This is a genomic window from Streptomyces sp. P5F9, assembly GCF_057961495.1.
Genome location: NZ_JBXVPZ010000944.1, coordinates 1 through 1,196, shown reverse-complemented (window position 1 = coordinate 1,196; position 1,196 = coordinate 1). Strand labels below are relative to the sequence as shown.

The window sequence follows — 1,196 nt, the reverse complement described above, 5'->3', positions numbered from 1 at the left end:
GGCTGTGGCCGCAGGGCGGTGGAGGGCGGCCTGGCGGGTGTCCGTTGTGCCCGTTGCTGGGGTTTCGCCGGACCTCGGCGTGGCGGACTCTGGGGTGCCGACTGACCCCGGTGCGACGGAGGCTGGGGTGTGGCCGGCGGATGGGCCATTGCCGGGGGCCGGACCGTCGCCGGGAGCCTGGCCGTCGTCGGCCACCGGACCGTCGCCGGGCGTCGAGTCGGTGCCGGTTACCAAGGCATCGCCACGCCGCCGTTCGGGCGGAGGATCTGGCCCGTCGTGAACGACGACGCGTCCGACGCCAGATGCAGCACGGCGTGGGCGATGTCCTCCGGCTCACCTACCCGGCCCAGCGGCGACAGCCGGACCATCAGCGCCTCCGTACGGGCCTGGGCCTCGGCCTCGTGGTGGTCGGTCATGGGCGTGCGGACCCAGCCCGGCGCGACCGCGTTGACGCGGATGCCGTGCCGACCCAGCTCCGTCGCCAGCGTCTTCGTCAGCTGGACGACGGCAGCCTTGGTCACGCTGTAGCAGAGGAGTCCGGCCCCTCCGGTGTCGATCGCGCCGGACGCCATGGTGACAATGCTGCCCTTGGTGCCGCGGTCGAGCATCAGCCTGGCCGCCTCCTGGCAGGCGTACAGGACACCCTTGAAGTTGACGTTCAGCACCCGGTCGAGATCCTCGTCCCGGGTCTCCAGCACCGTGCTGCTGTGCATGATCCCGGCGACCGCGGCCATCACGTGCAGGTCCTCGCAGGAGTCCACGGCCTGCTTCAGTTGGGCGCGGTCGGTGACGTCGAGGTGGTGGGTGCGGGCGGTGCCGCCCTTGTCCTTGATCAGGGTCGCCGTCTCGTGCAGGCCCTGCGCGTCGCGGTCGGCGCAGTGCACGGTGGCGCCCGCCTCGGCGAGCAGCACGGCGGAGGCGCGTCCGATACCGCTGGCGGCGCCGGTGACGAATGCGGTGCGTCCGGTGAGGTCGTACGCCTTGACGGGCATGAACCGACGGTACGAGGGTTTCTGACGGGTCGTCAATTAGTCGTACGGTGCTGAGTTCCGCGGGGTGAGGTGGTGCCCGGCGCCGGTCCGATCTGGCAGGTCGGGCACCAGTAGGTGGGGCGGTCGCGGGAGCCGTCGCCCTGGTTGGCCGTGCGGATGGAGGTGTTGCAGCGGAGGCAGGGGCGGGGGGCGCGGCCGTAGACG

Annotated in this window: 1 protein-coding gene and 1 pseudogene; both read right to left on the bottom strand. The window is 72.0% G+C overall.

What is annotated here, in order from left to right; genetic code table 11:
- Positions 1-227: 227 nt before the first annotated feature.
- A complete protein-coding gene (locus tag AC31A1_RS51680; RefSeq protein WP_489659954.1) occupies positions 228-992 on the bottom strand; it encodes an SDR family NAD(P)-dependent oxidoreductase in 765 nt (254 codons plus the stop codon).
- Positions 993-1,024: 32 nt separating this feature from the next.
- A pseudogene (locus AC31A1_RS51675) lies at positions 1,025-1,196 on the bottom strand (DNA glycosylase); the annotation flags it as partial.